The organism is Moraxella porci DSM 25326 (assembly GCF_002014855.1).
Taxonomy (GTDB): Bacteria; Pseudomonadota; Gammaproteobacteria; order Pseudomonadales; family Moraxellaceae; genus Moraxella; species Moraxella porci.
The window spans coordinates 90,272-116,477 of the sequence record NZ_MUYV01000002.1 but is presented as its reverse complement, the minus strand read 5'-3'; the positions used below and the strand labels follow the sequence as shown (position 1 = coordinate 116,477).

Genomic DNA, 26,206 nt, shown 5'->3' with positions numbered 1-26,206 from the left:
ATCGCAGGGCAGGATGTTGATGCTTCACGACGCCCAAATCAGCATGCCAAGCGATGCTCAAATCACACCAAGCGCTGCTTTTTGGCGGTCGCCATGCAGGTCTGATAGCGGCCATCGACGCGAGTGGCGAACCAGTTGGTATTATAATCTCGGCTCAGCTTCGGCCCTGAGATGACGACTTTTGGCATGATGGCATAAGCGGCTTTACGCCCCATTTTGTCATAAAATAGCTTGTTGACCGTTTGATAAGTCACCGTTTGCTCGAAGGCTTGGGTTTTTTCCTTTTTAAAATCATTACGAATCTGCCGTTCACTCACGGGTGTGGGCGCGGTCGCTAGCAGGGCGATGGCGGCGGCTTCGGTTGAGGATTTTTTGGTCAATGGACTGCCATCTTTATATAATAACAAATCTCCATCAATATCAATCTTCTCACCGCTCAATGTCACCAGTCGCTGCTGAAAGGCAGCATTGCGGCTAGAATACATCCCAGAGTTATAATCAGCAAAGCGATATAAGGGCTTGTCATAATCAGCCTGATACACCATCAAGCGATGGATGCCATAATACAGACCGCCATATTGGGTGTACAGATCGGCTCGTAGATCTCTGTCGCTCATGCTCATGCGCCGATGTGCGCGTGCATAATCGATGTGTACTTGCATCGAGCCGAGGGTGGTGATGGGATTGACGCGTTCATCGATGCCTTGGCCAGACAGCTTGGTGATGTTGGTTAAGGCGGCAACTTTATAGGTGCTGGTAAAATAATCAAAAATCTCTTGGTACAGCTCATCGAGTTGTTTTTCGGTTTTTACTGCTTTGATTTGCTTGATGAAATTATTGTCTTTGGTGGGGCGCGTCTCTAGCATGGTGCGAAAAACGCTGGCCATATTTTTGCCCAGTTTATCTTCTAATTTCTCATCGATCGCGGATAAGGCAGCATTACCCAGATTGGGGACGGCAGGGTCGGCATGAAAGTTGGATTCTTGATCGATGACCGCGATGGCGGTGCAGATGCTGCTGGCGTCTTTGGGTAATTTTAAGTCATCATAGATGGCCGAGATGTCGGCAGCCCAACTTTTGGTGTTTTTGACGCGTTTGGGGATCAGTTTGGCGATTTGGGCATCGGTGAGTGCTTTGGTGTCACCAGAGATGGTTTGTTTGACGGCATCACAACCTGCGACTGCAGCCGTTGCCATCATCAGCGCCACAAATGAAAGTTTTTGCATGACTGTCACATCCAAAAAAAGAGCCAAAACAGGTCTGATCATAAAGGTAGTTTATGATAGTGTCAGCCTGCCATCGCGTCAATACTTGGGTACAAAAATATACCAAAGCGCAAGACTTTTACCCAAATCTGCCTTGATGATTGCCAGCAGTGTGCGCTCAACTGCTGCTGGTGAGACGCTCAGAATCTGGATGTAGGCGCATCAGGCATTCTTGTTGGGTGGTGGCGATCAGCTGACCATCTTGCCAAAATTGGCCATGGTTTAAGCCCTTGGAATGACTGGTGGTGTCGCTCCACATGTCATACAGCAAGTATTCGCGGATATCAAAGGGACGGTGAAAATGCATGCTGTGGTCGATGCTGGCGGCTTGCAGTCCACGCGTCATAAAAGTGATGCCATGACCGATCAGCGCCGTTCCCGCCAAATAAAAATCCGACACAAATGCCAACAGCGCCTGATGAATCGCCACAGGCTGCTCACCAATGTCTGCGATGCGCAGCCAATTGGCTTGATGCGGCCGCGCTGGTGCTGGATCGACAGGATCCATCGGTGTGACAGGACGAATCTCCACATGGCGCGGGCGCAGGTAGCGTGCCTGTAGGATCTCTGGGACTTTATCCAGATATTGAGCCTTAAGCTCTTGTTCGGTCTTAAGCGTTTCAGGTGGCGGCACTTGCGGCATGTCTTGTTGATAATTTAATCCGCCTTCCATCGGCGAAAATGACGCAATCATCGAAAAAATCACCTGTTCTTTGGTCACTTTCTCGCCATCATCATTCACTGTTTCAACATATTGCACCGCGATGACCTCGCGCGCTGACAGACTGCGACCATCGCGTAGGCGACGCACTTGATACACCACAGGCAGGCGAATGTCACCGCCTCTTAAAAAATAGCCGTGTAAGCTGTGACAAGGTTTATCATAGCTCAGCGTTTTGGCCGCTGCCAGCAAAGCTTGCGCCAAGACTTGGCCACCAAAGATGCGTGGGCCAACATAATCAAAACTTGCGCCTTGAAACACATCTGGTGACAGCTCGGTAAGCTTGACGGTATTTAAGAGATCCTCGACTTTTGCCTGCATGGCATCGGGCGTCAGTGCGTAGCGTTCAAAAGAAGTTTTCATAAGGCTCTGCCAAGATTAACGGTGAAAGTGATTGGGAAATTTGGATTTAAAAAAATGTAAAATTGCCAAAATTATAACATTTTTTGTCAAAAATTCACCCAAAGAATGATAAAATAAAAGGTCATATTCCTTTGTTGATAGATCGATCGATTTATGTTAAAAATTTCTAATTGGCTCAAAAAAGACCGCGCCCAAGACAAAGATTTAGCATCAACTGGCGCCAATCGCCTGCCCAGCCCTTATCGCCGCGCATCGGCCAAAGGATTGTCCTTGGCGGTCAAGCCAACAGTCATCGGTGAAGTGCCACAGCTTGATCCATCGATTCCGACCTTTTATGTCATCCGCTCGTACTCTCGATCAAACAGCCTGCTTGTCGGGATGCAGACCGATGTGCTTGGTTTGCCATCAGCACTGGCTGAAGTGCGTGCCGATGGCATCCATGAGACTTCGGCGATGATTTTTTTGCGCGATCGCCGATCGGATGCGATCAATGGCAAAGTGCCGCGGCTAGAGCGCTTGATCGCAGCTTGTCTGGCCAATCCACAGCTTGAGATTCAGCTGGTGCCTGTGACGATCTTATGGGGGCGGGCGCCTGATAAGGAAGATTCATTATTTCGCCTATTGATGGCCGATGAATGGGCAGTGCCATCGAAGACCAAGCAGCTGTTTAACATCGGTGTGATGGGGCGTGATACCTTTGTGCGATTTAGCGAGCCTAAGGATCTACAATCACTCATCCGTGATGCTCAAGCAGGCGTGGGCGAGGATCTGAGCGTGACCATCGCCATGCGCCTAAAAGGCTATCTGGATAAGCAGCGCACGAGCATCGTCGGCCCTGACTTATCGGATAAGCGCAATATTGCAGGCACGATCCTGTCATCGCCTGTGGTCGCTGATGCCATCGAAAAGCACGCCGCCGAGACCGGCAAATCCATCGCCGCTGTCAAAGCTGAAGCCCAAGGCTATTTGGGCGAGATCACGAGCGACTATTCGCATTCGGTGGTGCGTTTTTTTGATCATTTCTTGACATGGCTATGGACGCGCCTATATGACGGTGTGGAAGTGCGTCATTTTGAGCGTGTGCGTGCTTTGGCACCTGATTATCAGATTGTCTATGTGCCATGCCATCGTAGCCACATCGATTATCTATTATTGTCTTATGTGATTTATAAGCGTGGTCTGCGCATCCCGCATGTCGCTGCCGGTGAGAACCTAAATATCCCCATCCTAGGCGAGATCTTACGCAGTGGTGGGGCGTTCTTTATGCGTCGTAGCTTTAAGGGCAATGCCTTATACAGCACGGTGTTCAAAGAATATGTGCACAGCCTGATGCAGCGCCAAGCACCGATCGAGTACTTCATCGAAGGTGGCCGCTCTCGCTCGGGTCGTCTGCTGCCACCGAAACTTGGGATGCTGGCAATGACGGTCAATAGCCATCTGCGTGAGCCTGCCAAGCCTGTGGTATTTATCCCGACTTATATCAGCTATGAGCGCATCATGGAAGGGGCGACTTATGTCGGTGAGCTCAAAGGCAAGCCAAAAGAAAGCGAGAATTTATTAGGCTTACTAAAAACTGCCCGTAAGATTGAGCGGATTTTTGGTACGGTGCATTTGGCTTTTGGCGAGCCGTTGTATCTCAATGATTTTATGGCTAAATTCGATGTTGCCATCCAAGATGGTAGTGATGAGAATACCGCCAAGACGCACGCCATGGTACAAAACCTTGGCGTCAAAGTGATGCAAAACATCAACAAAGCCGCCGTGGTCAATCCTGTGTCGCTGCTGGCACTGGTGCTGCTGTCTACACCCAATGCTGCACTTGATGAAGCCCAATGCCTTGAGCAGATCAAGCTGTATCAGCACATCGCCCAAGCGCTGCCTTATGATCCTGATACCCATGTCACCGACATGAGCCCAAAAGAGATCTTAGAATACGGCATTAAGCTTAAGCTTATCGAGCGTACACCACACATCCTAGGCGATATGATCCGTGTGGCGGATAAGCAAGCACCGCTACTGAGTTATTTTAGAAATAATATCTTGCATGTGTTTATCATCGCAAGCTTCCTTGCGGCATTGGTGCAGCGAAATGGCCGTATCTACCGTGAGAAGCTTGAGAGCATCACCGAGCTTTTGTATCCATTTTTACAAAGTGAGCTGTTCCTAAAAACTGCCCTACGCAATATTGCTGATCAAGCCGAACGCGTGCTAAATCTGCTTATCGAGCGTGGCGTCATCGTCGATCTGGGTGATGGCGTGGTCGGCAGCCCCGAGGGCAACTCTGAAGCGTATCAGCAGCTGATGGTACTGGCAAGCCCCGCCCAGCAAAGTCTTGAGCGCTATTTTATGGCACTGACATTGCTGTCTGAGCAAGGCTCAAATCGCCTAAACACCGAGCAGGTAGTCAATCTGTGCTATGTGCTTGGTCAGCGTGTGTCAGTGCTACATGCTGATGATCTGCCAGATATGTTTGATAAGGCATTGTTCACAAGCTTTATCGATACGCTGGTACGCGTCGGCTATGTCACCATCGATGACAAGACGGGGCTCTTGACCTTCGATGAGCGCATCGATAAGATCGCTGAGCATGCCAAGTTCGTCCTGCATCCTGATATGATGCAGCTACTACGCCACACGGCAAGCCTAAGCCGTGATGAGATTACGCTTGCGATGCAGGAGATTAAGAAGAAGCGGTGGCGGTAGAGCTCTGTGTCGAAGCGGTGTATTTTTACAAGCGTGATACAGAAATGTGTATTGGATACATTATTTACACCAAACCATCAAAAAAGTATGCAGATGTTACAATTGGTATCCATAGCTGCTAAATTTATCGAATCTGGTTTAATAAAATTTGCTATAATGAGATATTGAGCCATTGTATCTCTTGGCTAGATTTTGGACTAGAAATCATTCCCATATTTTGGCATACCAACGGCGTATTTGATTTATGCAATATTTAGATAAAACTATTTTTAAGTGCTCCAATTTCTCTGCAAAGGGAATTGTAGGATTGGGCTTGATACTGATTTTGTCAGGCTGTCAAGCAGTGAGTAATTGGCAGGCCAATTCTGGTCCAACACGCGGTCAAATTTTCAAAAATCCGAATGCTGTGATTGTGCCCTCATCTAGCAATCCAACAAATAACCCAAGTGATAATTATGGCTTGCTGGTAATCGATATTGATTCTCAAGTTGCAGGCAGATCAAAAAATCTGACACCTAATGTTGCCTTTTCTAACTATTTTGCCAATGCGCAAACGGCTATGAATCGTATCTCATCTGGTGATGTTGTGGATGTCACGATTTGGGAGGCACCACCAGCGTTATTATTTGGTACGGCGAGTGATTTGAATGGTTTCTCGGGCACAAAAGAAACGAAACTGCCTGAGCAAATGGTTGATAAGTCAGGCTATATCAGCGTACCATTTGTCGGTAAATTAAATGTCATTGGCAAAACGCCACAGCAAGTGCAGGATATGATCATTGCTGGATTGCGCAAAAAAGCAAATCAGCCAAGTGCTATTGTGCGTATCACTAAGAATAACTCAGCCGATGTAACTGTGATTGGCGAAGTGAATAATAGCACAAGAATGCCACTGACAGGCAAGGGTGAGCGTATTTTGGATGCCATCGCAGCGGCAGGTGGTGCCAAGCAAGCTGCGGAGCGAGTGAGCGTGCAGCTAACTCGTGGTGGGCAGGCAAGAGAAATGCTGCTGTCACAGATTATCAACGACGCTCGCCAAAATATCCGCCTACAACAAGGCGATGTAATCTCGGTCAAATACAAAACCAACAGTTATATGGTGATGGGCGCAACCGCCAAAAATGACGAAATTGATTTTGAAGCCAGTGGCATTTCGTTGATGCAGGCTTTGGCACGAGCGGGTGGTTTGAATGACAGCCGTGCTGACGCTCAAGGTGTTTTTATTTTCCGCTTCGAAAACCCGGCAGTCTTGACTGCTGAGCAACTACAAAGCGTCCCAGTGCAATTTCATCATACATCAGTGCCAGTGGTATATCGTCTGAATCTTAAAGATCCATTGAACTACATCATTGCTCGTGATTTTGAGATCCACAACCAAGATGTAATCTATGTCTCTAATGCGCCTGCGGTTGAATTTGGTAAATTCTTGGGCATGATTAGCCAAAGCGTTTATTCCATTGTTAATATTCGCGATCTTGCAAATTAATTAGGAATTGATGACAGTGTATAAAAACGACAAAAGAAGCTTTCTAAAGAAACAAGATCCCTTGTTTTGGTTGTGTGTAGTTTTACCAACTGTATTATTGGCGATTTATTATGGACTTATCGCTTCTAATCAATATGTCTCAGAGTCCAAGTTCGTCATTAGAAGCCCTAATAAGCAATCAACCTCTGGTCTAAGCGTGATGCTACAAAACATCGGCTTTAATGCATCATCGGATGATAGTTATTTGGTACGAGATTATATGACATCTCGAGATGCGGTGGCGAACCTAAATAATGACTTGCAAATCAAAGACAGTTATTCAAGCGATACTATCGATCCCTTTAGTCGCTTTGGTAGTTTTTTTCAAAGTCCAACAGATGAAAACTTCTATAAGTACTTTAATGGCAAGGTAAAAATTGTTTATGATCCTGCATCGTCAATTTCGCAGTTGCAGGTTCAGGCATTCAGTGCCGAAGAAGCTCAAAAGATCAATGAGCAGCTGTTAAAGATGGGTGATGTCGTCATCAATCGCATTAATAATAATGCCAAAAATGACATCCTAAAATACTCAGCCGAAGAAGTAGAGCTCGCCAAACAAAAGTCTAGAGAGGCGGCAGATAAACTGGCTCAGTATCGCACTGATAACAAGCTGTATAACCCTGAAGGGCAGTCAACCATTGCTTTGCAAGAGATTTCAAAACTGCAGGATGCCTTGATTCAAGCACAGTCGCAGTTGGCACAAGCAAAAGCATTGACTCCAGAAAATCCGCAGATTCAGCCGCTGGAGGTGCATATTAAGACGATTGAAAAGTCGATTGCCGAAAAGACGGCCAAGATCACTGGACCCTCTGATGTGTCGTACAGCAACCGTTCTGTTGAGTACCAAGGCCTACAGCTTGAGAAACAGCTCGCTGATAAGCAGCTGGAAGCAGCGATCAGCAGCTATGAATCCGCCAAAAGTGACTTTAACCAAAAGCAGCTTTATCTTGAGCTTTTGGCCAAGCCATCACTGCCTGATGAAGCTGCTAAGCCAGAGCGAATTAAGAATGTCTTATCTGGTTTTGTATTTGGCTTGTTGCTTTGGGGTGTATTAAGACTGTTTGTAGCTGGTGTGAGAGAGCATCGTGATTAGCGATATGAATGAAAAAACATCCTATACAAAAGAAATGGCTGAATTTTTTAAATCATTAAAAATTCAGCTACGGGTGATTTATGCACTACTGATGCGTGAAATCATCACACGCTATGGGCGGCATAATATTGGTTTTGCTTGGTTGTTTGTTGAGCCAATGATTTTCACATTGGGTGTGGCTGCGCTTTGGCATTTCTTAAAAGATGCACATGGAGCTTCATACTCGATTATTCCTTTTGCAATCACAGGCTATTCAACAATCTTGATGTGGCGTAATAGTGCAAATAGAGTGGGCAATGCGGTCGAGGCAAATATTGGCCTTTTGTACCACAGAAATGTAAAAGTTATTGATGTGTTTGTAGCTCGCGCACTGCTAGAGTCTGTAGGAGCAACTATTTCTTTAGTTGTGCTACTCTTGGGTTTTATAGCTATAGGCAGTATTGATTTCCCAAGTAATTTTTTATTGATGGTATATGCTTGGATCTTGCTTTTTTGGTTTACTATTGCGCTATCATTGGTGGTAGGGGCAATTTTTCAATTGTCTGATGTGCTTGATAGGTTGTGGCATGCTGTTACATATTTGTTGTTTCCAGTATCTGGTGCAGGGTTTTTTGTACATTGGTTGCCGGTCAATGTTCAAGAAATAGTTTTGTATTTACCTATGGTTCACACAACCGAAATGTTAAGGCATGGATACTATGGTGATTTGGTGCCCACATATGAAAATCCAAGCTATGTGATTTGGTTTAATATCTGTTTGTCGTTTATCGGCTTGGTTTTGGTAAAACATATTAGTAATAAATTGGAAGCGAGCAGTTGATTAGATTAGAAAATGTTGTAAAATCTTACCCGGTTCAGAGCGGAAGAAGGAATGTTTTGGATGGTGTCAATCTAACCGTAAAAATGGGCGAGAAAATAGGTATCTTAGGTAGAAATGGTGCTGGTAAATCAACTTTGATTAGATTGTTGGGCGGTGTTGAACTGCCAACATTTGGATCAATCACTAGAACTATGAGTATCTCATGGCCATTGGCCTTTAGTGGAGCGTTTCAGGGTAGTTTAACTGGAGCTGATAATGTTCGTTTTGTGTGCCGAGTATATAACACTGATTATGAAAAAGCTATGGAGCTTGTAGATTCGTTTGCAGAACTTGGTAAATATTTATACGAACCCGTTAAGGTGTATTCATCAGGTATGCGAGCAAGATTGGCGTTTGCTATCTCTATGGCGGTTGATTTTGACTGTTATTTGATAGATGAAGTCATCTCTGTGGGAGATGCTAAATTTCATCAGAAATGCCAAGAAGAGTTATTTGAAAAAAGAGCCCATAAGGCAATGATTATTGTTTCGCATGAACTGCATAATATTAGAGATTACTGTGATAAAGTTGCTATCTTGGATAAGGGCAGAATTTTTGTTTTTGATGACATAGATGAAGCAATATCTGTTTATAATTTTTTGTAGAGATTATTATGCTAGTTGAAAATATTATCAATAGTCGATGGGCTATTTACATTAATGGTTGGTATCAAAATAGTAATATTTCTTTTCTAGAAAACGGTACTATTGAAAGTGATGGCACAGAAGGATTTGCGAATTGGCTACATTCTAATGGTGAGCTGATTATTTCTGATGAGCTTAACAAGGTAAGCTACAAGTTGTCTTACATTCAAGAAGCTAATATTTGGTTGAGTGTTTCTAATTTTCGGAAAAGCAATAATAATGTCTTGCTTTCATCTCTAGATCTTGGTGAGCATTTGATTGATACAGCAAACCCAGTTACTTCTGCTATTGCTAATAAAAGCGCTTTATATAAGAGCCCTAAGGGAGAGGTGTGGGGTTCTTTGTTTTTTGGCATAGATGGCAAAATATACAATTATCATAATGACAATGAAAAGTATTGGAAAGTTGAAAATGATAAATTGTATATTTTAAACCAAAATATGGAAAATAACTTGGTTTCTCAAAAAATTACACTTGGGCAAAAAATTTTGTCATTAGCAATGAATCAGATTCATGGGGATGCAAAACACCATTTGACTTTCACTCAAGAATATAACTCCAATAAAGCACTGAATTATTTAAAGGTTGACCTATCTTTTAGTAATAAAAGTGATACCTTGATGGTTATTTTTAATTCTGCCGGAGAGGAGTATAATGGACATAGTGTACAATATGAATTTTTTAACACCCCATTGATGCATGATTTGGATTATATCAGGGTGGCGCAATCAGCACCGTCAAGGTGGTATCTGGATGATATGGACATAATCAAGCAGCTGATAAAATCAAGAGAATATAAAAACATTGTATGTATTGGTATGTCTATGGGTGGATATGCTGCGATGTGGATTGCTGAAACTTTATCCCAAGAGGATAAAATCACTAGTTATCATGCAATTGCCATTCAGGTTTTGTCTTCTATTGATAAGTTATTTTTGATAGACTTGAAGAAAAAAGAGAGTGATGAAAAGCGCTCAAAAACCCCAACATATGATATTGTAGATGACTATGCAAAAGAGGGTGTTGAGCTTGATATTGTTCGTTTTTTAAAAGTAAAAAAGAAAAATGTATCGCATTACGTTGTTTTTGATGCATTGAATGAGACGGAAGAATTTAATGCGCTTAGATTGTTTTCCGATAGGGTAAAAACAATCTCTATGCCCTATGGTACTGATCATTCAGATGGTTGCTATAGGATATATCACGCTGGTGTCGTAGATAAGATATTGGGTAAAATTTTAGAGAGTTGAAAAATGTTTTTGACAATTGTTGCACCTTATTATAATTGCAGTGCGTACATCTATTCGTGTTTAAAAACTATTGATGATACTCTATCGGATTTGGATTTAGAAAAAACACCAGTTGAGATTATTGTAGTAGATGACTTTAATGTTGATACTGAAGTTCGTGCATTAAATGATGCGATATCCATCTTAAGAAATTATGAGTGTTTTCGAGTGCTTAGACCAACTCAAAATCTTGGTTTAAGCGATGCAAGAAATTTTGGTGTACGGCATGCAAAAGGCGAATATATTTTCTTTTTGGATTCTGATGACTATATCAATAAAAATAACCTAAAAGAAATTATAGAGACTCTATTTTCCGTTAGAACTGACATGATTTATTTTGGTAGTCATACATTTTCAAGTGAACATGATTGGAGGGAAATGAGTAAGTTTTCATTTCAGCCAAGATGTATAGTGCAAGTTGATGATTCTGTGGTTGCTCAATATTTGGAAGACTGCACATTTTATGCTTGGAGATTCTTTGTAAAAAGATCTATCATGCAAGATGTTAGATTTCATTCACGATTGTACATGGAAGACATTGCAACGACACCGTTAATTTTATCTCATAGTCAAACTATTTGGTACGAGCCATTGAGTGTTGTTAATTATCGTATCAGACCTAATTCTATTATGACAACATGGAATCCTCAAAAATATATAGATATGGTGAGGGCGCCATCCTTGATTAATGATGATCTTGCTTTGCGTTATGCAGGTTCGCCAGCTATTGCGCACCAATCTAGGATTTTGGGATACAAATTCTTTTATTGGTCAATATCTGATGCTAGAAAGGCCAATAAAGACAAGGTGGATATTCAATATTATAATCAAATCAAAAATTTATATGATCGTAATTTTGGAAGTTTTAATATTGCAAAAGACTTTTTTTTATTAAAAAATACTTTTGATTTCAAAGGTGCTTTAAAGTGGATTTTGCTTTATCGGTCATACTATTTATATCATAGAACAATCACACCAAGCGGGCATCTCAAATATCGTGCTCTTAGAAGAAAAACCCTTAGTTATACAAAATTAGTTGTAAAAGCGGTTTTTTGTTTAATTATTATTCTGCTATTTTTTATGAATGTATATCAGTTATTTTTTGCTTATGGTTAGTCTCTCATGTGGATAGATTCTTTCAAAACATTGAGATTTTATACGAAGCGGTATGCCAAAAACCAGCATTTTGATAAAATCAGACGAAATCAGAGAAGCGCAATAAGGGGCTGTAATACTGAAAAAAAAGTATTAGTGTGTATGCATTCCTTGGATTGGGGGGGAGCGGAGAGATTTGCTTATGAGACTCTACTGTTTCTTAAAAAACACAAAATACCATACTTGGTTTTTATTGAGAAGAAAACAGAAATAGCCGGTCATTTTTTGAGCATACTTGACGCTGCTAAAGCGATTGTTTATGGACAAAGGTATCAAAAATCAGAAAGTCAGTTATTGGAGCTTATTAATTCAACGGAACCAAACTTCATCTTTATCCATCATTCTTTAAGTATGTACCGCGCCTTACCATATATGCCGCGAGATATTTTTATTATAGACTCTTTGCATATTGTTGAGTATCAGACTGGCGGTTATCCATATTTGAGCGCCAAAAATAGTAGATATATCAATGTGCATCATGTAGTTAGCAAGGGGCTTACAAATTATATTATTGAAAATCTTGGTGTCCCTAGACATAAGGTACAACTTGGATATCTTATTAATAAAAGCATTATCAAGAAAAAAAAGCATCAAAAAAATGACAATAAAATAGTGGTAGGTTTTTTAGGTAGACTTGAAAAACAAAAAAGACCCGAATTGTTTGTGGAGCTCGCAAAGAAATTTAGCAAAGATAATAGTGTATCATTTTTGGTTCAAGGCAATGGATCGCTACTAAAAAAGACACAGATTTTGGCACAGCGACACAAGCTTGGGAATATAAGCTTTGGTGGAGCAAGTGAAGACATTGGTTTATTTCATCAAAAAATTGATATATTGGTTAACTGTGCAGAAAATGAGGGTTTGACCCTTGTTGGGTTGGAGTGTTTGCAATATGGAACAATATTTATTAGCAGTAATGTTGGGCAGCAAAATGAAATAACGAGTAAGCACTGTTTGGTCTCTGCTAAACCTAAAGAATTTATCGAGCAGACATCAGAATTAATTCAAAAGATTTCAAAAAATGAAGATTTTAAAAATATGATTTTATCTGAGCAAAATGAGATTTTTGACAATATGAAGCACATTTGTTTTGCTGATACTATTTTAAAAAAGTATATGCTACAATAGTAAGATTGCGATGCTAAATGATGTTGTAGTTTTAATCATCGGTGCAGGTTTCTCAGGTGCGGTTATCGCTCGAGAACTTGCAGAAAACGGTTATCAAGTCAAGGTAATTGACAAGCGTAGCCACATTGCAGGCAATTGTCATACTGAGCGTGATGATGAAACCAATGTCATGGTGCATCATTATGGCCCACACATTTTCCATACCGACGATCAAGAAGTATGGGAGTATGTGACCAAGCATGGTGAGATGATGCCTTATACCAACCGTGTCAAATCCACGGTTGGTGGTCAGGTGTATTCTTTACCTGTAAATTTGCATACCATCAACCAATTTTTTGGCAAAGCGTTTCGCCCGCAAGAAGCCCATGATTTTATTGTCAATGAGCAAGCCGATAAGAGTATTGATGAGCCGCAGTCGTTTGAAGAGCAGGCACTCAAATTTGTTGGTCGTGATTTGTACGAAGCCTTCTTTAAGGGTTACACCCAAAAGCAATGGGGAATGTCACCAACCAAATTGCCAGCCAGTATCCTAAAGCGTTTGCCAGTACGATTTAATTATGATGATAATTATTTCTTTCATAAATACCAAGGCATGCCAAAAGATGGCTATACCGTCATCGTAGAAAGTATCTTAAACCACCCAAATATCACTGTAGAATTAAATCGTGAGTTTGATCACGCTGAGTTAGGTGGATTTGATCATGTATTTTATACAGGACCTTTGGATGGGTTTTATGATTATCGCTTAGGTCGCTTGGGCTATCGCACGCTAGACTTTGAGCGTCATGTAGATGAAGGTGATTATCAGGGCTGTGCGGTGATGAATTATGGCGAAGAGGGTGTGCCATTTACACGCATTGCTGAGCATAAGCATTTCACGCCTTGGGAAAAGCATGATAAGACAGTGTATTTTAAGGAGTATAGTCGTCTATGCGGTGAAGAGGATATCCCTTATTACCCAATACGCTTGGTTGATGAAAAAACCATGCTAGAGCAATATGTAAATCTGGCTAACCAAGAAACCAAAGTAACGTTTGTTGGCCGTCTTGCGACTTATCGATATCTTGATATGGATGTGACCATTCGTGAGGCACTGGATGTGGCAAGAGCATTTTTGACCGCTAAGGAAAAGGGCGATGCCGTTCGTCCGTTTTATGTGAATATGCTGTAATTTATGAAAAAAATTGCTGTTGTTATTACCACTTTTAATTCTGCCAAATGTATTGGGCGACTGATTGATAAGTTATTATCACAGTCATATCCAGTCAGGCGGATTATTATTGTGGATAACAACAGCTCAGATAATACTTGTAGTATTATTAATGGCTATCACAATGATAAAATCTATCTACATCAACTGGGCGCAAACTTAGGCGGTGCTGGTGGATTCGCCAAGGGGTTTGAGATTGCCAAGAATGACGATTGTGATTATATTGTCAGTTTTGATGATGATGCTTATCCCTATGATGAGCATTTTGTTGCTGATATGGTTGCCATCAAACAAACCTATAATCACGATGTTGTTTCGGCATTGGTGGCGGATATGGATAATCACCATTTGTCGGCTTATGAATACAAGGTTAATGGTGAAAAACTGACACAAGTTGACAAGATTAAATACATTGAGCTATTGGATAATGAGATTAAACTGTTTAATGGTGTGTTATTTGATAAAAAAGTGGTAGAAAAAATTGGTGTGCCAAGAGCGGAGTTTTTTATTCGTGGCGACGAACAAGAATATAAAATGCGAATATTAAATGCAGGTTATAAAACAACCGTTTATACCAAGGTAATCGTATTTCATCCCACCTCTGTCAATGAGTATTTTTACCTTAAGGGTAAGCGTTATCATCATTTGGATTCGCCATTTAAACTATTTTATTCCACGCGCAACCAAGCGTATATGCTAAGACTGCGTCAGGACATCAATTTTTTTAAAAAATCCAAGATTGTCTATAAGCATTGGTGGCGATATACTTGGTTTTATTTGGTGTATAAAAAAGATGTTAGAAACTATTGCTTATGGCTGAAGGCATTTATTTATGGACTTGTCGGTTATATGAATAACGATTTTAAAGGTTGAATTATGAAAAAAATCACTCACGCCATTATCCCTGTTGCAGGCTTTGGTACGCGTATGTTGCCATTATCCAAGGCAGTGCCAAAAGAGCTGTTGCCACTGGGCAATAAACCTGCTATCCAGTACGTCATCGAAGAAGCCATCGCTGCCGGGATCAAAAATATCGTCCTAGTCAATCACGCCCAAAAGATGGCGATTGAGAACTATTTTGATATCAATAGCGAGCTGGATACCCAGCTGCGTAGCAAGGGCAAAGATGCACTTGCTGACAGCCTAAGCTTCTTGCCTGATGATGTCACCATCACTAGCGTCCGCCAAGGCAAACCATTGGGGTTGGGTCATGCGGTGCTACAAGGTCGTGCGGTGGTGGGCGATAACCCCTTTGCCGTGCTACTGCCTGATGTGGTGCTAAACCCTTATGCGTCTGGCTATGAGATGCATAACCTTGCCTTTATGATGGCTGAATTTACCAAGACAGGTCGTAGTCAGATTTTGGTCGACCCTGTGGCAATGGCAGACATTCATAAATATGGTATCGCCCGCCTAGCCGACACCCAAACCATTGAAAAATCAGATAACAATATCTGCTTTGATGTCAAAGGCTTTGTCGAAAAACCATCGGCCGATGTCGCACCGTCCAACTTGGCAGTGGTGGGTCGCTATGTGTTTGATAATGCGATTTTTGAGTATCTTGCCAAGACCGCCCCAAGCGTCGGTGGCGAGATTCAGCTGACTGATGCCATTGATGCACTGATTGGCACACAGGGCATGGATGTAGTGACGATGGTGGGCAACAGCTTTGATGCTGGCGATATGACAAGCTATATGCAGGCCTTTGTGTATTTTGCTGATAAATTGGGTGTCAAGTCTGCGAATTAAGGATAATTCATGAGCCATACCACCAATACCGCTTGGCAAGCCCTACAAAATCTTGCTACCACCACGCCAAATATCGGTGAATTATTTGCCGATAGCAGTCGCAGTGAGCAATTTAGTGCGACTGCCTGTGGGATTTATATGGATTATAGCAAGCAGGCACTGGATAATGAGCGTCTGTCGGCATTGATAGCCCTTGCCAAATCCAAAAATTTATCTCATAAAATCAATGAGTTATTATCAGGTGTCAAGGTCAACGACACCGAAAATCGTGCTGCCTTGCACACGGCTCTACGCTTGCCAAAGGGTGAGTCTTTGCTGGTGGATGGTGTGGATGTCGGTGGGCAGGTGCATGATAGTCTAGACAAGTGCGAAGCGATCGTCAGCCGCATCCGTACAGGTGTGTGGCGTGGCTATTCGGGCAAGGCAATCACCGATGTGGTCAATATCGGGGTTGGTGGCTCAGACCTTGGACCACTCATGGCGGCGACGGCACTGGAGGAATGGGCAGATACGGACATTCGAGTGCATTTTGTTTCCAATATGGACGGCACGCAGCTCGACGGCTTGCTTAAGAAACTCAATCCGCAAACGACACTGTTTATCATCTCGTCCAAATCTTTTGGTACGATTGACACATTATCAAACGCCAAAACTGCCAAAGCGTGGCTACTCTCCACCGGTGCCAAAGAACAAAGCCTGCTGCGTCGGCATTTTATCGGCATTTCTACTCGCACCGATAAGATGAGTGCGTGGGGCATTCATACGGACAATCAGCTCTTGCTGTGGGACTGGGTGGGTGGTCGCTTTAGTATGTGGTCAGCCATCGGGCTTGCCATCGCCATTCGTATTGGCATGACTGGCTTTCGTGCACTGCTGGCGGGTGCTTATGCGATGGATACACACTTTGCCACTGCTGACTTTGAGCACAATCTGCCTGTGCTGCTTGGCTTGATTGGTGTGTGGAATTCTACCTTTTTGGGGATCAATGCCCATACGGTGTTGCCTTATGATGGGCGATTATCATTTTTTCCCAATTATCTGACCCAGCTTGAGATGGAGTCCAATGGTAAATCGGTGGCGCGTGACGGCGTGGCGGTGGATTATGCCACCTGCCCGATTCTGTGGGGTGATATTGGTTCAAACGCTCAGCACGCTTTTTATCAGTTACTGCACCAAGGCACGCAAAGGGTGTCGTGCGATTTTATCACGCCGATTCGTCGGTATGACAATCAGCAGCACCATCACGATGCCTATTTAGAAGAACAACACAAATTATCCTTGGCAAACTGCCTTGCGCAGTCGCAGGTGCTTGCCTTTGGTAATGGGGCATTGGGCGAAACCGCTCAAGAAGAATTCAATGAGTTTAAACGCTATCGCGGTAATCAGCCGTCCACAACGCTACTGCTCGATAGTTTAAGCCCATCCACTTTGGGCGCACTAATTGCCCTATACGAGCATAAAGTGTATGTGATGAGCGTGTTGTGGGGGATTAATCCTTTTGACCAATGGGGCGTGGAAGTGGGCAAAGTGATGGCAAACAGTGTGTTTGATGCTCTAAATGATGGCAAGGCGGACGGCTTTGATGGCTCAACCAATGCTTTGCTTGCCAAGATTCTACAGGCTCAAGCCGCGCAAGGGGGTGTGTGATGACTGATTCTATCCTACTGATCGGCTGTACCAATGAGTCCATCAATACTGCTATTTGGCTGGCCAGTCTAAATAAATCGGTGCAGTTACTCGCTGATGACAGTGCGGTGTCGCACACATTGGCAAGCTATAAATTTGACCATCAAATGTCAGCCCTGTGGCAAATGTACACGCAAACAGGGCAAATCACGGTGGTGGATAGGCTTGCTGATATGGCTTATGTGTGGCTGTTTTTGGATGCCCAAGGTGTTGATGAATATTTGTCATCATTGCTTGAGACCACTGCCCAAGTCATTTTAAGTGGCTCGGTGGCTATTGGTGATGTGGCAACTTTGGCAAATGAGTTTGCCACCAGCCAAGTTTGCTATGTGCCGTTTGTCTTTATGAAAGATGGTACGGGTTTTGGTTCGCTGTCGTCACCCGATATGGTGATGATTGGTGAAAAGACCTTGGGTGTGCATACGACCAATGAGCTGCTACTCATGCTGTTATCTCGCACGGATAAGCAGTTTGTGGGTGATATTAAGACGGTGGAATTTGCCCGTGCAGGGATTATGGCGATGCTTGCCACGCGCTTAAGCTTTGTCAATGAGATGGCACGCCTAGCGGATGCCAGTGGCGTGGATATCACCACGGTGCAGACAGTGATGGGACTGGATAAGCGTATTGGCAAGGATTATCTGTCGGCAGGGTGGGGTTTTGGCGGTCAGGCACTACCTACCGAAGTTGAGCTACTTGATCAATTTTTTAAACAAAATCAAGTCCAAAGCCGTCTATTATCCACTGTCTGTCAGATTAACGAAGACCAAAAAGAGCTGATTTTCCGTAAATTTTGGCGATATTTTGATGGTTTTATTGATGGTAAATCCGTGATGATTTGGGGTGCAGGCTATCGCACCAATACGGGACGCACGACCAATTCTGCCATTCATCCACTTCTAAAGCTGTTATGGTCATATGGCATCGAAACCACAGTGTATGCCCCAAATGCAGGCTTTGAGCTGACGCAAATTTATGGCGATGAGCCGTTGTTTGGTCTGTGCGATGATGCTTATCAGCTTTCAGGATGTGATGCCTTGTTTATCCTAAACTGGTCAGAAGTAGTACTGCCAAATATTGAGCAATTAAATCAGTTTGGCTTACCGATTTTTGATGCCAAAAATATCTTGAATAATCAATTGATCGCACAGTATGCGGGCGATTATCATGGTATTGGGCGTAATTATAGCAAAGTGGAAATATGATGAAAAAAATTCTCGTTACCGGTGGTGCAGGCTATATCGGCTCGCATACTTTGATTGAATTGATTGCGGCAGGCTTTACACCTGTGGTGTATGATAATCTGTCCAATTCAAGTCCTGTGGCAATTGCGCGAGTTGAACAGATTACAGGACAGTCTGTAGAATTTATTTTGGGTGATGTGCTAGATAAAGGTTTGCTTGCCAAAACCTTTGCTGAGCATGACTTTTTTGGCGTGATTCATTTTGCGGGATTAAAGGCGGTGGGTGAGTCGGTCGCAAAGCCCATCAAATATTACCAAAACAATGTCGCAGGTACGCTCAACTTGCTAGAAGTCATGCAAGCATACGGGGTGAAAAACTTTATTTTTTCATCATCGGCAACTGTCTATGGCGACCCTGAAGTACTACCAATCGTTGAGACCGCCAAGCGCTCTTGTACCAATCCGTACGGACAGTCTAAATTGACGGTTGAATATATCTTGGAAGATTTGGCAAAATCGGATGATCAGTTCAATGCTGTATCCTTGCGATATTTTAACCCTATTGGTGCGCACAAAAGCGGCTTGATTGGCGAAGACCCAAGCGATATTCCCAATAATTTAATGCCCTATATCAGCCAAGTAGCGGTAGGTAAGCTTGAAAAGCTGTCTGTTTTTGGCAATGATTATGACACCATCGACGGCACGGGTGTGCGTGATTATATTCATGTGGTCGATTTGGCAAAAGGTCATGTGGCGGCACTGGAATATTTGGTCAAGACCCCAAGCGGTGTCGGCTTTTGCCCTGTCAATCTAGGTACAGGTAATGGCACATCGGTATTGCAGCTTGTGGATGCGTTTGTGGCAAATACAGGACAAACTGTACCATATGTCATCACTGATCGCAGACCTGGCGATGTGGCGGCTTGCTATGCCAGCAGTGACAAGGCACGAGAGCTGTTCGGTTGGACGGCAGCACTGGGCATTAATGAGATGTGTGCTGATACATGGCGTTGGCAAAGTGGCAATCCAAACGGTTATCGCCAAAGCTAAAGATAAAGAAAAGATCCTTTGTCAGCAAAGGATCTTTTAATACCATACAGCGATCGCTGGCTTATTCCACCGTCACCGACTTAGCTAGGTTACGGGGTTTATCGACATCGGTGCCACGCACCAAGGCGACATGATAAGACAGTAGCTGTACGCCAATGGTGTGTACAATCGGTGATAGCACACCGACATGGCGTGGGGTGCGGATGACATGGATGCTATCGCCAGCGGTGAAGTCGCTATCTAGGTCAGATAGGACAAACAGCTCACCGCCACGAGCACTGACTTCTTGCATATTGGCTTTGACTTTATCAAGCAGGCCATCATTTGGCGAGATGACGACAACAGGCATATTTTCATCAACGAGCGCCAATGGGCCATGCTTAAGCTCGCCAGCTGGATAGGCTTCAGCATGGATGTAGGTCAGCTCTTTGAGTTTTAGAGCACCTTCTAGGGCGATTGGATAATGAATACCACGACCTAGGAATAGTGCTGATGGTTTGGCAGAGAATTTTTGTGCCCATGCACCAAGCTGCGACTCAAGGTTCAAAGCGTGCTGAATACTGCCTGGTAGTAGGCGCAGCTCTTCGGCGTATTGCTCAGCGGTCTCATCGCTGATATGACTGCGGATTTTACCCAAAGTCACTGCCAAGCCAAATAGTACCACAAGCTGTGTGGTAAATGCTTTGGTACTTGCCACGCCGATCTCAGCACCGGCACGGGTATAGATTGCAAGCGTTGAGTTGCGAGGTAGGGCTGACTCCATCACATTACAGATGGATAGGCTGTATTTGTGCCCTTGGGTCATGGCAAACTTCAACGCTTCCATGGTATCAAGCGTCTCGCCCGATTGGCTGATGGTCACGATCAGCTCGTTTTCATCACCGATGACATCACGATAGCGATATTCGCTGGCGATCTCGACATCGCAGCGGATTTTGGCGATACTTTCAAGCCAGTATTTACCTGTCAAAGCAGCATAATACGAAGTACCGCAGGCAAGAATCTTGATGCTATTGATTTTGCCAAAAATCTCAGGCGCATCATCACCAAAGTTCTCAGCGATAAAACCGCCTTCCAAGAAAATCTCAGCGGTATCCGACACGGCACGAGGCTGCTCATAAATCTCTTTTTGCATAAAGTGACTGTATGGGCCAAGCTCAAGTGAGGCAAGCGATAGCTCAGATGTCTTAATGATACGCTGGGCTTCATTGCCTTCTTTATCAAGCAGTTTATCGATACCATTGGCGGATAATAGGGCGATATCACCATCTTCTAGATAGCTGACGCGACGAGTGAACGCAATCACGGCTGAGACATCTGAGGCGATGAACACTTCTTCATCACCAAAAGCCACCAGTAGTGGACAGCCCATGCGAGCGACAACCATTTGATTTGGCTTATCATTGGCGATGACAGCGATGGCATAAGCCCCATGAAAGCGAGATGTGGCAGTCTGCACCGCACGATATAAATCGCCGCCATTGGCCTCATATTCGTGATGCACGCTGTGGGCAATGACTTCGGTGTCGGTTTGTGATTCGAACACATAGCCGAGCGCTTCTAGGCGGCTGCGTTCAGCTTCGAAGTTTTCGATGATGCCGTTATGCACGACCGAGATCAGTCCTGCTGAGATATGTGGGTGGGCGTTTGGTTCGGTCACGCCGCCATGTGTCGCCCAGCGGGTATGCCCGATGCCGGTATGACCATAGATTTCTTTGTTTTTGGCGGCTTCTTCCATCAATGCCACACGACCAACACGACGCACACGGCGAATCCCTGTTTCGGTCTGCACGGCGATGCCTGATGAGTCATAGCCACGATATTCTAGGCGTTTTAGGCCATCTGTGAGAAAATCAACCACATTATGATGTGCACGAATGGCACCGACGATACCGCACATAAGCTGTTCCTTAGTATCAAATTAGTCAAAGATAACAAAGCACCACTTTATCCCAAATCGTTAGATAAAGCATGCTGATCAAGCCCTTTATTATAGCATGGCGTATTTGGTGGAGCGTGTAAATTTTTTTTAATAAAAAGTAGGCAGCGAAATGGATTGGGGTGGATAATTTTTTCACACTGAATGTTGTCTGTCTTATTTATCGCTGCGTGTAATTTAGCGTAAATAAATGGTTAATTCATGTAAAAACGCTTGTAATACATATTTTGTTACATATAATAGCACTCATAGGATCGGACAGTTGTTCACTGAGTTGATCATTTTATCATCTTTTAAGGACTATGTGATGAAAGCATTATTCAAAACTTTGGCGATGGGTTCTGTTGTGGCGATGGCGTTTGTTGGCACAGCACACGCAGGCGATGTGACTTGTTCATCAACGCTTGGTAAGCAGCGCATCGATGGTGATGTCGTGGTGCGTGGCACTTGTACGCTCAATGGCACAACCGTTGATGGCAATGTCAAAGTTTATCAAGGCGGCAGATTGACCATCAAAAACGCCACCATCGATGGCGATATCCAAGCAGACAAGGCAACCTCGGTGTCAGTCACTGGCGGTGCGGTCAATGGCAATATCCAAGTCAAGCAGTCAAACAGTGTGCGCATCAATGGCGTGCGTGTCGATGGCGATATTCAGCTGTTTGATAATCGTGGCAGTGTACGTGCCGAGCGCAACATCGTCGATGGCAATAAAGAAGATCAGTGCAAAGCGCTATAAGCCTATTTTTGACAAATTAAAACTAAGTCATCTGATGGCTTGGTTTTTTGTTTTATGTGGCAAATGATTTGTAAAATCACCCATCATCCCCATATAACTGGCATCTTATTTATTTGCTAATTTGGATCATATTATGACAACCGATCTCAACAACTACCGTCAGCGTTTTTTTATCAATCATTCTGCCGTGCGTGGTGATGTGGTGCGTCTGACCGATGCTTATCAAACCGTCATCGACCAAAAGGCTTATCCCGCCGCCATCAAGGCATTGCTTGGTGAGATGTTGGTGTCGGCAAGTCTCTTGATCAGCACATTAAAAATCGATGGCAAGCTCTCCATTCAGCTACAAAGCTCCGATGCGCATGCCAAGCTGAACTGGGCGATGGCAGAGTGTGACCACACAGGCGCGGTGCGTGCTTTGGCAGGCTTCGATGCTGGCAGTGAGGATGATCAAGCATTTTGGCAGTCATTGAGCAGCAGTAATCAAGCCTTTGCCCAGCTGGGTGCAGGCGTGCTGTTTATCAGCATCCACCCTGAGCAAGGTGAGGCGTATCAAGGCATCGTCGAGCGCGTCAGTGATGATTTGGGCGAGTGTTTGGCGCATTATCAAAAGCAATCGGCGCAGATCCCAACCATCATCAAGCTTGCTACCAGTGAGGCATCGGCAGGCGGCGTATTGGTGCAGCTGTTGCCGCAGACGGATGCCGACAAAGAAAATGATCCTGATTTGTGGGATCGCTTGATCGCGTTGACCAGCACGCTAAAAGATGAGGAAATTACCGATTTGCCTGCCGATGAGATCTTATATCGCTTATATCACGAAGAAGAAGTGGTGCTGCCAGAGCCGACGCCATTGCATTTTGCCTGTACCTGTTCGCTCGAAAAAAGCCAAGGCGCCATCATGCAGCTGGGCTATGATGAAGCCAAGCAAGCGGTCGCGGCACACGGCGGCGTATTGGTGCTTGACTGCGGTTTTTGTGGTAAAGAGTATCCTTTTGATGAACAGGCCATCGAAGCGCTGTTTGCTGATGCGTGATGCAGTGAGTGATAAGCCCGCCAAGCAGCGGGCTTTTTTTAATGATTCAAATCACTAAGTCATCGGGGCAAAGCTAAACACGATAATCACCGTGATCATCCCTGCGATGATGCCTGCCAGCACATCATCAAGCATAATCCCAAAACCACCTGAGACATGCTTATCTGCCCAGCTGATCGGTGCTGGCTTTAGTATATCAAACAGTCGAAATAACCCAAAACTTAGCACGATAACAATCCAAAAAGTGATGGAATTTGGATAAAAATCACTCAACTGCCCAAACTGATGCAGTACAAACACCGTCGGCAATAAACTTAGCCACATCCCCACCCATTCATCCCAAACGATGTGCGGATCATCGTCGATGCCCATGAGTCTAGATGTCTGACCACAAATAAAGCTACCGACAATCAGTCCGATGAGCGTCACCACTACAAACACCCAAAATCCCGCCCAAATCATAGGCAGGGCAACAACAAGACCGCCCACCGTACCCCAAGTGCCGGCAGCACGGCGTGGCAGTCCTGAACCAAGACCAATACCTAGCCAATAAATGCACTTGTCAAAAGTGCTGGCAGTTGGTGGGCAAGGCGGACAGTGATTGGATTGGTAGATATCGGGTTTGGTTTGGCTCATGAGTTTCCTATTTGACAAAGTCACGCTTATAGGCGATGTGGTTTTTGATGTTATTGACAGCGTCGTTTTCGTCCCAAATTTGTAGTTCCCACGGATAATAAAAGTTACTGGCATTTTTAAAATACACATGGATGCCAATATAGCCATCTACATCTCGCAGATACCAGTTTTTTAGACCGTATTTTTCTTTAAACCGATCCAAATTTTCTAAAATCAGGGCAATGTCTTTGGATGGCAAAACAATACGCGCACCAAAAATATCATTTAAGATATTATTTACAGGATATTGATTTTGCCTCGCTAAATGGCGTGCGATTTTATCTTGGATGCTTTCAGAAGTCTTGACCCGATAATAAAAAGTAATATCTTTGGTGTTGGCAAAGAGTAGATAGTCATTAATCGATTCGTGTAGGTTTAGCCGATAGGATAAAATATGCTCAATCGGCACATTTTTTAGTGTACGACTTAAATTAAGCTTGGTCACTTTGCCTGTTTCAAAATAATCTTGTGAATATTTGGCGTGAATCAGATTAATTTCACGGATTAGGCGTTCGGTTTTTTCAAGATTATCACTCATGTCATCATCCTAAAAATGCTCAAATCCTTTGATATCAAACGCGACCGCTTGCCCATGCTCAAATAACTGCACACCACCATCCGCCACAATCTCACCAATGGCATGGATGGAAAAATGGGGAAAATTAGCCTGAAATTGGTCAAATTTTTCTTTGTTCATCGTAAAGCATAACTGATAATCATCACCGCCATTTATGATATGCTGATATTTTTGGGCAAAGGGTAGATGTTCTAGCAGGGTATGACAGGGGATTTTATCCAAATCAAGTCGGGCGCCGACACCGCTTGCTGCTAAGATATGCCCCAAATCCTGCCCTAAGCCATCTGAGATATCAATCATACTATGGGCATAACCACGCAATGCCTGCCCAAGTGCTACCTGTGGCTCGGGATAATCAAGCTTGTCGCGTAACTGACTGGGCTGATTTTGCAGAATTTGGGATAAGGCAAAACTTGCTGAGCCGATATGACCGCTGACACAAATCACATCATCGACCATCGCACCATGACGCGTGATGGCTTGGTGTTTTGGAATATAACCCACCGCTGTCACGCTAATGGCCGTCGTCGGTGCATAAGTGGTATCGCCACCGATGAGCTTGACGCCATAGCGATCGCAAATCGCATATAGTCCATCGGCAAAGTCTGCCACCCAGGCTTCATCATAGCTTGGTAGGCTTAACGCAAGGGTAATGCTATGCGGTGTCGCCCCCATTGCAGATAGGTCGGATAGATTGACCGCCACTGCCTTATGCCCGATGGCGTGCGCTGGTGTGTCGCTTGGATAATGGCGATTTGCCACCATGGTATCGGTGCAGATGACCAGCTGATGACCGACAGGCACATCGACGACAGCACAGTCATCACCGACGCTGATGGCGATATCATTCGTCGCTTGATGACGGCTAAAATGCTGTGCGATGAGCGAAAATTCGGACATAAGTCAGTTGGCAGATTTTTTGGCTTGGTCGGCGTTGACTTCGGCTTCACGCACGACTTTGGCGTATTGATCCAACACGGCATTGATTAGCTTATGTGCATCGGTTGCTCCAAAGTGAGTGTTCAACTGCATGGCTTCATCAAGGACGACTTTATAAGGAATATGTAGGCTGTGTTTGAGTTCATACGCACCGATCAGCAATACTGCTTTTTCGATGGTATCAAGGCGATCAAAGCTACGATCGATGTAGCTTGAGATGTCGAGCACCAATTGATCTGCTTGCTCTGGAATCTGACGCATCAGCTCATGATAATAGCCCAAATGCACAGTATGCATGGCATTGTCCGCACGAGTACGAGCGGCGATGGTGTGTGGCTCGTTGCCGCCCATCAGATGACGATCGATTTTTGAGAAGCGATAATCGGTCAATAGCCACTCATAAAGACCCTGTAGGGCAAAACGGCGCGCCTTACGCACGGCGGTGTGAGAAGTCTTATAGCCTGTGTCTGATGGGATAATATGGTCTGTCATAAACGATGTCCAGTAATGGCAAAAGGATGCATATGGCTTACTATACCATAAATTCGCCAGTGCATAAATTGGCAAATTAAGCAAATTTGCAAGGCGTGCCAAGCATCCGATTGCAAAGCAAAAGATCAATTGAAGCTATTAAATAGTGCAGAATGATGACTCATTCGTGATGCGTCGCCAAAACGC

At 44.1% G+C, this 26,206-nt stretch carries 23 protein-coding genes; 16 read left to right on the top strand and 7 right to left on the bottom strand.

The window, feature by feature from the left end:
• Nucleotides 1-62: 62 nt before the first annotated feature.
• Together B0681_RS03340 and B0681_RS03335 are read right to left on the bottom strand one after the other, a co-directional pair.
• Complete coding sequence (locus tag B0681_RS03340) at nucleotides 63-1,268, bottom strand: DUF1615 family protein (RefSeq protein ID WP_407661952.1); 1,206 nt, start codon at nucleotides 1,266-1,268, stop codon at nucleotides 63-65.
• 115 nt (nucleotides 1,269-1,383) lie between these two features.
• Nucleotides 1,384-2,349, bottom strand: a complete 966-nt coding sequence (locus B0681_RS03335; protein WP_078317336.1) for an acyl-CoA thioesterase — start codon at nucleotides 2,347-2,349, stop codon at nucleotides 1,384-1,386.
• A 153-nt stretch (nucleotides 2,350-2,502) separates the two neighbouring features.
• Between B0681_RS03335 and plsB the strand changes: the two genes are divergently transcribed.
• The 14 genes from plsB (at nucleotide 2,503) to galE (ending at nucleotide 19,623) form a co-directional block, all read left to right on the top strand.
• A complete protein-coding gene (gene plsB / locus B0681_RS03330) occupies nucleotides 2,503-5,052 on the top strand; it encodes a glycerol-3-phosphate 1-O-acyltransferase PlsB (RefSeq protein ID WP_078317335.1) in 2,550 nt (849 codons plus the stop codon).
• Nucleotides 5,053-5,611: 559 nt separating this feature from the next.
• Nucleotides 5,612-6,538: a polysaccharide biosynthesis/export family protein gene (locus B0681_RS03325; protein WP_158077916.1), complete on the top strand. Its 927-nt coding sequence runs from the start codon at nucleotides 5,612-5,614 to the stop codon at nucleotides 6,536-6,538.
• 199 nt (nucleotides 6,539-6,737) lie between these two features.
• Complete coding sequence (locus B0681_RS03320) at nucleotides 6,738-7,670, top strand: hypothetical protein (protein ID WP_228143848.1); 933 nt, start codon at nucleotides 6,738-6,740, stop codon at nucleotides 7,668-7,670.
• 4 nt (nucleotides 7,671-7,674) lie between these two features.
• Nucleotides 7,675-8,490 (top strand): ABC transporter permease, encoded by an 816-nt coding sequence (locus B0681_RS03315; protein ID WP_228143847.1) that lies wholly within the window; start codon nucleotides 7,675-7,677, stop codon nucleotides 8,488-8,490.
• On the top strand, nucleotides 8,487-9,134 hold the full coding sequence (locus B0681_RS03310; RefSeq protein ID WP_078317331.1) for an ABC transporter ATP-binding protein: 648 nt from the start codon (nucleotides 8,487-8,489) through the stop codon (nucleotides 9,132-9,134). The genes B0681_RS03315 and B0681_RS03310 overlap by 4 nt, the downstream gene beginning before the upstream one ends.
• Before the next feature lie 8 nt (nucleotides 9,135-9,142).
• A complete protein-coding gene (locus B0681_RS03305) occupies nucleotides 9,143-10,423 on the top strand; it encodes a hypothetical protein (protein ID WP_078317330.1) in 1,281 nt (426 codons plus the stop codon).
• Nucleotides 10,424-10,426: 3 nt separating this feature from the next.
• Nucleotides 10,427-11,578: a glycosyltransferase family 2 protein gene (locus B0681_RS03300; RefSeq protein WP_078317329.1), complete on the top strand. Its 1,152-nt coding sequence runs from the start codon at nucleotides 10,427-10,429 to the stop codon at nucleotides 11,576-11,578.
• Between the two features lie 141 nt (nucleotides 11,579-11,719).
• Nucleotides 11,720-12,745: a glycosyltransferase gene (locus tag B0681_RS03295; protein ID WP_158077915.1), complete on the top strand. Its 1,026-nt coding sequence runs from the start codon at nucleotides 11,720-11,722 to the stop codon at nucleotides 12,743-12,745.
• Nucleotides 12,746-12,755: 10 nt separating this feature from the next.
• Nucleotides 12,756-13,916 carry a UDP-galactopyranose mutase gene (gene glf, locus B0681_RS03290; RefSeq protein ID WP_078317327.1) on the top strand — a complete coding sequence of 387 codons (1,161 nt, stop codon included), beginning with the start codon at nucleotides 12,756-12,758 and terminating at the stop codon, nucleotides 13,914-13,916.
• 3 nt (nucleotides 13,917-13,919) lie between these two features.
• Nucleotides 13,920-14,828, top strand: a complete 909-nt coding sequence (locus B0681_RS03285) for a glycosyltransferase (RefSeq protein WP_078317326.1) — start codon at nucleotides 13,920-13,922, stop codon at nucleotides 14,826-14,828.
• Between the two features lie 3 nt (nucleotides 14,829-14,831).
• A complete protein-coding gene (locus B0681_RS03280) occupies nucleotides 14,832-15,704 on the top strand; it encodes a UTP--glucose-1-phosphate uridylyltransferase (RefSeq protein ID WP_078317325.1) in 873 nt (290 codons plus the stop codon).
• Between the two features lie 9 nt (nucleotides 15,705-15,713).
• Nucleotides 15,714-17,351 (top strand): glucose-6-phosphate isomerase, encoded by a 1,638-nt coding sequence (gene pgi, locus B0681_RS03275; RefSeq protein WP_078317324.1) that lies wholly within the window; start codon nucleotides 15,714-15,716, stop codon nucleotides 17,349-17,351.
• Complete coding sequence (locus B0681_RS03270; protein WP_078317323.1) at nucleotides 17,351-18,595, top strand: UDP-glucose/GDP-mannose dehydrogenase family protein; 1,245 nt, start codon at nucleotides 17,351-17,353, stop codon at nucleotides 18,593-18,595. Before pgi ends, B0681_RS03270 begins: the two co-directional genes overlap by 1 nt.
• Entirely contained in the window at nucleotides 18,595-19,623 is a 1,029-nt protein-coding gene (gene galE / locus B0681_RS03265) for a UDP-glucose 4-epimerase GalE (protein WP_078317322.1), read from the top strand. Before B0681_RS03270 ends, galE begins: the two co-directional genes overlap by 1 nt.
• Nucleotides 19,624-19,684: 61 nt before the next feature.
• On the opposite strand, the gene glmS is transcribed toward galE, so the two are convergent.
• Nucleotides 19,685-21,523, bottom strand: a complete 1,839-nt coding sequence (gene glmS / locus B0681_RS03260; RefSeq protein WP_078317321.1) for a glutamine--fructose-6-phosphate transaminase (isomerizing) — start codon at nucleotides 21,521-21,523, stop codon at nucleotides 19,685-19,687.
• Between the two features lie 346 nt (nucleotides 21,524-21,869).
• Between glmS and B0681_RS03255 the strand changes: the two genes are divergently transcribed.
• Both B0681_RS03255 and hslO read left to right on the top strand, forming a co-directional pair.
• Nucleotides 21,870-22,301, top strand: coding sequence for a bactofilin family protein (locus tag B0681_RS03255; protein WP_143821217.1), 432 nt, complete (start codon nucleotides 21,870-21,872; stop codon nucleotides 22,299-22,301).
• A 133-nt stretch (nucleotides 22,302-22,434) separates the two neighbouring features.
• Nucleotides 22,435-23,337 (top strand): Hsp33 family molecular chaperone HslO, encoded by a 903-nt coding sequence (hslO, locus tag B0681_RS03250; protein WP_078317319.1) that lies wholly within the window; start codon nucleotides 22,435-22,437, stop codon nucleotides 23,335-23,337.
• A 54-nt stretch (nucleotides 23,338-23,391) separates the two neighbouring features.
• Here hslO and B0681_RS03245 read toward each other — a convergent pair whose 3' ends face one another.
• From B0681_RS03245 to nusB, 4 genes are read right to left on the bottom strand one after another with little or no spacing between them, the layout of a single operon-like run.
• Nucleotides 23,392-23,973, bottom strand: coding sequence for a phosphatidylglycerophosphatase A family protein (locus B0681_RS03245; protein WP_078317318.1), 582 nt, complete (start codon nucleotides 23,971-23,973; stop codon nucleotides 23,392-23,394).
• Nucleotides 23,974-23,980: 7 nt separating this feature from the next.
• Nucleotides 23,981-24,550: a nucleotidyltransferase family protein gene (locus B0681_RS03240; protein WP_078317317.1), complete on the bottom strand. Its 570-nt coding sequence runs from the start codon at nucleotides 24,548-24,550 to the stop codon at nucleotides 23,981-23,983.
• Between the two features lie 9 nt (nucleotides 24,551-24,559).
• A complete protein-coding gene (gene thiL, locus B0681_RS03235) occupies nucleotides 24,560-25,489 on the bottom strand; it encodes a thiamine-phosphate kinase (protein ID WP_078317316.1) in 930 nt (309 codons plus the stop codon).
• 3 nt (nucleotides 25,490-25,492) lie between these two features.
• Nucleotides 25,493-26,020, bottom strand: coding sequence for a transcription antitermination factor NusB (gene nusB / locus B0681_RS03230; protein ID WP_078317315.1), 528 nt, complete (start codon nucleotides 26,018-26,020; stop codon nucleotides 25,493-25,495).
• Between the last annotated feature and the right edge of the window lie 186 nt (nucleotides 26,021-26,206).